Here is a 7,061-nt window from a genome sequence, read left to right on the forward strand (position 1 = left end):
GGAATATACGCAGACCTGCCGCAGGAATGGCGCCGACTATCCCTGCGGCACGCTTGCGCGTCAGTCGCTCGTTCGCCTGATCGCCGGTAAGCCCGTCTCCTGTGCCGGCTGGCAGCGTGATCGTTATGGCCGGCTGCTCGGCGACTGCACCGCCGGCGGCAAGGATCTCAACCGCGCGCAGGTTGAGGCGGGCTGGGCGGTTGCCTATGGCGACTTCGAGAGCGAGGAAGCCATCGCCCGCGCAGGAAAGGCCGGCATCTGGGCGGGAACGTTCGACCAGCCGCAAGACTGGCGCGACACCCATCACGGCGAAGTCGTCGAGAGAAAGCACGGCACACTGGCGTCGATCGGCGACGCCGTGCGCGAGATTTTCCGCTTCTGGTGATGCGCATCTTGGCACTTGATCGAGAACGAATGGGAGGATGGATATGAAGCTCTTCGACGGCGGCCGGGCGCCCAATCCGCGGCGGGTCCGCGTTTTCCTCGCCGAGAAAGGCATCACGGTTCCGCAGGTGGCCATCGACATGGGGGCGCTGGAGCACAGACAACAGGCGGTCAGCTCGCGCAACCCCTTGCAGCGTCTGCCGGTACTGGAACTCGACGACGGCACCGTCATCACCGAATCCGTCGCCATCTGCCGTTACTTCGAGGAGCTGCATCCGGAGCCCGCTTTGTTCGGGCGTGGCGCAGTCGGCAAGGCGCAGGTCGAGATGTGGCAGAGACGGATGGAATTCAACTTGCTCAGTTGCGTCGCGCAGGCTTTCCGCCACATCCATCCGGCCATGAAGGAGTGGGAAATCCCGCAGATCCCCGAATGGGGTGAGGCAAACAAGCCCAAGGCCGTTGAGTTCCTCAGGCTGCTGGACGTCGAACTGGGCAGCCGGGAGTTCATCGCCGGCGACAGCTATTCGATCGCCGATATCACCGGCCTGATCGCCGTCGACTTCATGAAGCCGGCACGCATCAAGGTGCCGGATGAATGCGCGAATGTGTTGCGCTGGCATCAGGCCGTCTCCAGCCGACCAAGCGCATCAGCCTGAGTATGACTGTCGAACTCGAAAGCTTCACCGCGACGGTCCGCGCTTGCCGCATCTGCGTGGAAAACCCGGTCGGCAAGCCGTTGCCGCACGAGCCACGCCCTGTGTTGCGACCCTCGTCCAGCGCCCGCATCCTGATCGCCAGCCAGGCGCCGGGGACCAAGGTGCATCTATCGGGTATGCCGTTCACCGACGCCTCCGGCGACCGCTTGCGCAGTTGGCTTGATGTGACGAGCGACGAATTCTACGACATCGAAAAATTCGCCATCGTGCCGATGGGCTTCTGCTTTCCCGGCCAGGACGCCAAGGGCGGAGACCTGCCGCCGAGGCGCGAATGTGCACCGGCCTGGCGCGCGCCTTTGATGGCCTTGATGCCACGGATCGACCTGGTGCTGACGATCGGCATCTACGCGCAGTCCTGGCACATGGGTGTGGCGCGCCGGCCCTCGCTGACGGAAACGGTGATGGACTGGCGCGCCATCTGGGAGAATTCCGTCGGCCTGAAAGTGCTGCCGTTGCCGCATCCGTCGTGGCGCAACATCGGCTGGCTGAAGAAGAATCCATGGTTTGAAATGGATTTGCTGCCTTTTCTGCGTTCGGAAATCCGCTATCGCCTTAGCTGACCTTTCAGCAAGAAATCACTCGCTTTTCCATCAATCGACAGAATTTCTTTCTTGTGAAAGGCCGAAATAAGGGGGAATATAGCCAATCTATTCCCCCAGGGAGCAAAAAATGGACCGCCTTGATAGAAAAATCCTCCGCCTTTTGCAGGAGGATGCGACACTCGCGGTCGCCGACGTCGCCAAGAAAGTCGGCCTGTCGACGACGCCTTGCTGGCGGCGCATCCAGAAGCTCGAGGAAGAGGGCGTCATCAAGCGGCGCGTTGCCATTCTCGACCATGAAAAGGTCAATGTGCGCGTCACCGTCTTCGTGTCGATCCGCACCAATTCGCACAGCCATGAATGGCTGCGGCGTTTCTCGGAAGTCATCCAGGAGTTTCCCGAGGTGGTCGAGTTCTACCGCATGAGCGGCGACGTCGACTATCTTCTGCGCGTCGTAGTGCCCGACATCGCCGCCTATGACGCCTTCTACAAGCGACTGATCGCCAAGATCGAAATCCGTGATGTGTCGTCGTCCTTCGCCATGGAGCAGATCAAGTACACGACCGAAATCCCGCTCGATTACATGGTACTGGACAAGGAATCGGGTGCCAACGCTGCTTGAAGTTAGCCTTGCGTAAGGTCGTCCCGCCTAGTTCTTCTTTTTGTTGAGGAAACTCCAGGGTGAGTTCACCGGCAAGGTGATGGTGTCCGGCACGTTGTCGACGGCGGCCACCTCTGCCTTGCGCATCGTGTAGCCGGATTGGATGACGCTGACGCCATCGAGGATGAACAGCTGGCTCTTCTCCATGTCCGGCTTCAGCGCTCCGGTGACGGCGACCGGCTGATAGGCTTCCGACATCTTGTAGGGCTGAGCCGGCGTGACCAGGACGATCTGGTTGGGAGGCGGCGTCGGCATGTGGCTGCAGGCACCTGTCCACGGCACCAGCAGAAACTGATAGACAAGGTCGCCGTCGCGATCGACAGGCAATGCATAGCCGGCTAGCTGAATGCTTTTGTCCTGCAGATTGACGGACAGCGTCTCGCCATGGTCGGGCAATTTTGCAGCGATCATCGGCAGGCCGACGTTTTCGGCAGCGGATTGCGTGGCCGGGCGCAGATCCTTCCAGAATATGTGCGCGGTCTCAGCCGAGGCATCGACGGCAGCGGAGACACACAACGCAGCTGCGAGCACTATGGTTGATCTGACATGGTTGCTCATGGGCCGCGTCCTTTGAATCTGAAGTAAAGACGCCGCCACCAATGACGTCAACGCTCGAGCCGCATCACATGTCGGCGAGAACCGGCCATACCGGTCTCGCGGAACCCACGGGCGGCAAACATGTCGCGAAAGCCCATGAAACTGTAACTCGGCGACGCCTGATCGACCGGGTACGCCTCGATCGTGCCGGCGCCCTTGGCGAAGGCGTGATCTATCGCCGCGTCGAGCAGCGCCGACGCCAGCCCGCCGCTGCGCAAGGCCCTTGGCACATAGAAGCAGACGATCGACCACACGCCGGTCTCGCTGTCGTCCTGCTGCCGGGAGAGCCGGCGATAGGTCTGGCGCGGCGCAACCGAGCACCAGCCGACGGTTTTGCCTTCAACGTGGGCGACGATGCCAACGGGTGTATCGGCCTCGATGAGCGAAATGATGGCCCGTTTCTTCTCGTCGTTCGAGACATGCTCGCGGCTGGGAAGGTTGCGCCAGGCCATGCACCAGCAATATTTCGGCCCGCCCGGCTGCTCGAACAGGTTTTCGAAATCGGTGCGTGTCGATCGCGTCACCTCCGAGAAGCTGATTTCCGCCCCGTCAGCCTTTCCTGGCGGCGATACGCTCGAGCGTCTTGGCATTGGTCAGCTCCCTCACTGCGTCCTTGCCGATCCAGCGCGCCGTCTTGTCGGTCGACTGCGCCAGCCGTTCGGCGACAGCAAGGGCAGCGCTATGCATCTCCATCGAGCGTTTGCCGATCGAACGAAGCGCCCAGTTTACGGCCTTCTTCACGAAATTGCGGCTGTCGGCGGCATGCGCTTCGATGATCGGCAGGAAGCCGAGGAAAGTCGCTACCGGCTCTTGTTTCCGGTGAACGACAGACCAGGCCATCATGGCAAAGGCCGTGCGCCGAACGAATTCCCGCTCATCGGCCGCGAACTCTTCGATCAGTTCCTTCCAGGCGTCCGTATCGACGAAGAGATCGGAGACGCCGTCGACGATATCCCAGGAATCGAAGGACGCCGCCCATTGCCTTGCATCAGCTGCGGAAAAACGCTTCGGGTCAGCCGTGACGGAAGCGATGAACTGCGCCTCCATGATGCCGGTGTCCCATAGCTCGAAGGCGCGCTCGTGGTTGCGTTTGATCGTCCGCGCAATCTGCCGCTGCACGCCGTGCGAGATGCCGAGGGCGCGCTCGATCTTGATGCCGTAGCGCACCATGCCAAGGCGGTTCTCCTCCGAGCCGATGGTGCGCAGGTGGGCGACAATTTCTCCGGCACTGGATTGAGGCGAGAGCGCTGCCACCGCAGAAACCTATTTTTCGAGACGCGCCAGCAGCGAAGACGTGTCCCAACGCTTGCCGCCCATCGCCTGCACATCCTTGTAGAACTGGTCGATAAGCGCCGTCACCGGCAATTTGGCGCCATTGCGGTCGGCTTCCGCCAGGCATATGCCAAGGTCCTTGCGCATCCAGTCGACGGCGAAGCCGAAATCATATTTGCCGGCATTCATCGTCTTGTGGCGGTTCTCCATCTGCCAGGAACCGGCGGCGCCTTTGGAAATCACTTCGATCACCTTTTCGATGTCGAGCCCGGCCTTCTTGCCGAAATGGATGCCTTCGGCCAGCCCCTGCACGAGGCCGGCGATGGTGATCTGGTTGATCATCTTGGTGAGCTGGCCGGCACCGGCCGACCCCATCAGGCCGACCATACGGGCATAGGCATCGATGACGGGCCTGGCCCTGTCGAAAGCGTCCTGCTCGCCGCCGACCATGACGGTCAGCACGCCATTTTCGGCGCCTGCCTGGCCGCCGGAGACCGGCGCGTCGAGAAACGAAAAACCGCCAGCTTGCGCTGCCGCAGCTAGCTCGCGTGCGACCTCGGCCGAGGCCGTGGTGTTGTCGATGAAGACCGAACCCTTCTTCATCGATTTGAAGGCGCCTTCCGGACCCGTCGTCACCGAACGCAAATCGTCGTCATTGCCGACGCAGGAGAAGACAAAGTCCTTGCCCTCGACGGCCTGCGCCGGCGTCACCGCCAGGCTGCCGCCATATTGGCCAACCCATTGCTCGGCCTTGGCCTTGGTGCGGTTGTAGACGGTGACGTCGTGGCCACCCTTGTTCCTCAAGTGCCCGGCCATCGGATAGCCCATCACCCCAAGACCGAGAAATGCAACAGATGCCATGAACTTGCCCTTCAGAATGGAAACGAAATTTGCTGCGAAAGCTCCAGAGCAATTCCAGGAAAAGTGTGAAGCGGTTTTCCCGGGAAAAGCGCGTAACGCTTTCCCTAGAGGAATTGCGTCAAAACAAGAAGATAGAGCGGTCGGCGTTTCTATGAAACGACGAACCGTTCTAGGCTCTGCGCTCAATTCGTCAAGACGCGTATGGCCGGATCGACTGGTGCAGCCGAACTGAAAATAGTCAGCGTTTCAGGTGAATGGTGATCCGTCGCTCGATCCATTCAATGCCATGGCGCAATATCTCGACCATCACCAGATAGACGAGGGCGACCCAGATATAGGCCTGAATATCGAACGAGTTGGCGAAGGCGAGCTTTGCATTGCCCATCAGATCGTAGACCGTGATGATGGCGACGATGGCGGACGCCTTGACCATCAGGATCAGTTCGTTGCCATAGGGCCGCAAGGCGACGATCAAGGCCTGCGGCAGGATGATCTTACGCAACGTCTGCAATTTGTGCAGGCCAAGCGAGGCCGCCCCTTCCCATTGTCCTCTTGGCACGCTCTCTATGGCGCCGCGCAGGATCTCCGCCTGGTAGGCGGCGGTGTTGAGCGCAAAGGCAAAGACGCCGCAGTTGAACGCGTCCTTGAAAAAATCCCAGAGACCAACCGACTGGAGTTCGACGCGGAACGAGCCCAATCCGTAGTAGACCAGATAGGTCTGGACCAGCAACGGCGTGCCGCGGAAGAAATAGACATAGCAATAGGCGAGGCCGGACAGGACCCGGTTGCTGGACATACGCCCGTAAGCGACAGGCACCGACAGTATCGCACCCAGCACCATCGATATGGAAACCAGCGCGAGCGTTACCCCAAGCCCTCGCAAATAGGCTGGCGCATATTTGGCGAAGAAGTCGGCATTCCAGGCAAGGACCAGATAGCTGACGATGCCGATGCCGAACAAAATCCACAGGCAGACCAGCGCATAACCGACGATACGCCTGCGCGGCCAGCCGCGTTCCCGTGGCGGGGGCCGTTCGACCATTGTGGCCGTGGCGCTCATCGCTGGGCCTCCCGCCGGCCAAGCGAGCGCAGAATCGCGCTGGTGGCGAAGGACGACACGACGGCCAGGCCAAGAAAGACCAGGGAGGCGACGCCAAAGAACAGGAAAGCGTGCTTGGTGACGCGGGCGGCAATGCTGGCATTGCGCAGCGTTTCAGCGAGGCCGACGACCGACACGAGCGAGGTGTCCTTGAGCAAGCTCAGCCAGCAGTTCTCCAGGCCGGGAAAGGCGATGCGCAGCAGCTGCGGCACGATCACCTTGCGCATGGTCAGCCAGTTGGAAAGACCGATGGCATAGCCGCCCTCATACTGGCCTTTGGGAATGGCACGGAAGGCGGAGAGGAAAACCTCGCTGGCATAGGACGAGAAGATCAGCGCAAGCACGATCATCCCGGCGACGAAGCTGTTGACGTCGATGGTGGCATCCGGCCTGAAATACCGGATGAGATGCTGCAGCAGGATCGGCATGCCGAAGAAGAACAGGAAAAGCGTCACCAGCTCCGGCAGGCCGCGAAAGACCGTGGTGTAGATGTTGGCGGCAAGGCGCAGCGAGGGTTCTTCGGACTGCTTGGCGAGTGCAATGAAAAAGCCGATCGTCAATCCGATGGGCAGCGTGGCAAGCGCAAGCGCGACGGTGATCAGTGCGCCATAGGCGATATCGTCAAGCCAGCCATCGGGTCCCCAACTGAGAAGTGTCCATATGCTCTGGGCTGGCATTGACCGGTCTTATCTCCACGGCGTTCCCGAGACGAATAGAAAGACGGCGGGGAAATTCCCCGCCGTCTTGACCCCTGGTTTATCAGGACTCGGCGCCGAAGACGTCGAACTTGAAGTACTTGTCGTTGATTTCCTTGTATTTTCCATTGGCGCGGATGGCATCGATGGCCGAATTGAGCTTGTTGACCAGATCGGTCTCGCCCTTGCGTACGGCAATGCCGGCGCCCGGCCCGAAAATCTCGACCGGTTGCGGCG

The 7,061-nt window shown here is 60.7% G+C and carries 11 protein-coding genes; 4 read left to right on the forward strand and 7 right to left on the reverse strand.

The genetic code is table 11. The features are described from left to right. The 4 genes from EN993_RS28545 to EN993_RS28560 all read left to right on the forward strand — a co-directional run. Nucleotides 1-385, forward strand: a 385-nt coding sequence (locus EN993_RS28545; RefSeq protein ID WP_164757865.1) for a thermonuclease family protein, incomplete at its 5' end; no start/stop codon positions are given. 43 nt (nucleotides 386-428) lie between these two features. Next, nucleotides 429-1,040, forward strand: a complete 612-nt coding sequence (locus EN993_RS28550) for a glutathione S-transferase (RefSeq protein WP_127265449.1) — start codon at nucleotides 429-431, stop codon at nucleotides 1,038-1,040. Next, nucleotides 980-1,660, forward strand: a complete 681-nt coding sequence (locus EN993_RS28555) for a uracil-DNA glycosylase family protein (RefSeq protein WP_109671225.1) — start codon at nucleotides 980-982, stop codon at nucleotides 1,658-1,660. Before EN993_RS28550 ends, EN993_RS28555 begins: the two co-directional genes overlap by 61 nt. A 109-nt stretch (nucleotides 1,661-1,769) precedes the next feature. Next, nucleotides 1,770-2,261, forward strand: a complete 492-nt coding sequence (locus EN993_RS28560) for an Lrp/AsnC family transcriptional regulator (RefSeq protein ID WP_006205209.1) — start codon at nucleotides 1,770-1,772, stop codon at nucleotides 2,259-2,261. Between the two features lie 27 nt (nucleotides 2,262-2,288). On the opposite strand, the gene EN993_RS28565 is transcribed toward EN993_RS28560, so the two are convergent. The 7 genes from EN993_RS28565 to EN993_RS28595 form a co-directional block, all read right to left on the reverse strand. Then, nucleotides 2,289-2,858, reverse strand: coding sequence for a DUF3299 domain-containing protein (locus EN993_RS28565; protein ID WP_127265450.1), 570 nt, complete (start codon nucleotides 2,856-2,858; stop codon nucleotides 2,289-2,291). Nucleotides 2,859-2,905: 47 nt separating this feature from the next. Then, a complete protein-coding gene (locus EN993_RS28570) occupies nucleotides 2,906-3,487 on the reverse strand; it encodes a GNAT family N-acetyltransferase (RefSeq protein ID WP_127265451.1) in 582 nt (193 codons plus the stop codon). After that, the gene (locus tag EN993_RS28575; protein WP_109671228.1) at nucleotides 3,447-4,151 is read right to left on the reverse strand and encodes a DNA alkylation repair protein; all 705 of its coding nucleotides are present in this window, start codon (nucleotides 4,149-4,151) and stop codon (nucleotides 3,447-3,449) included. Before EN993_RS28575 ends, EN993_RS28570 begins: the two co-directional genes overlap by 41 nt. Before the next feature lie 9 nt (nucleotides 4,152-4,160). Beyond that, a complete protein-coding gene (locus EN993_RS28580; RefSeq protein ID WP_109671229.1) occupies nucleotides 4,161-5,030 on the reverse strand; it encodes an NAD(P)-dependent oxidoreductase in 870 nt (289 codons plus the stop codon). 238 nt (nucleotides 5,031-5,268) lie between these two features. Beyond that, nucleotides 5,269-6,090 carry an ABC transporter permease gene (locus tag EN993_RS28585; protein ID WP_127265452.1) on the reverse strand — a complete coding sequence of 274 codons (822 nt, stop codon included), beginning with the start codon at nucleotides 6,088-6,090 and terminating at the stop codon, nucleotides 5,269-5,271. Then, nucleotides 6,087-6,806: an ABC transporter permease gene (locus EN993_RS28590; RefSeq protein ID WP_109671231.1), complete on the reverse strand. Its 720-nt coding sequence runs from the start codon at nucleotides 6,804-6,806 to the stop codon at nucleotides 6,087-6,089. Before EN993_RS28590 ends, EN993_RS28585 begins: the two co-directional genes overlap by 4 nt. An 82-nt stretch (nucleotides 6,807-6,888) precedes the next feature. Then, a partial coding sequence (locus tag EN993_RS28595) for a transporter substrate-binding domain-containing protein (RefSeq protein WP_127265453.1) occupies nucleotides 6,889-7,061 on the reverse strand: 173 nt, incomplete at its 5' end.

Origin of the sequence: Mesorhizobium sp. M7D.F.Ca.US.004.01.2.1 (assembly GCF_003997785.1) — a bacterium.
In the GTDB taxonomy this organism is placed as follows: domain Bacteria; phylum Pseudomonadota; class Alphaproteobacteria; order Rhizobiales; family Rhizobiaceae; genus Mesorhizobium; species Mesorhizobium loti.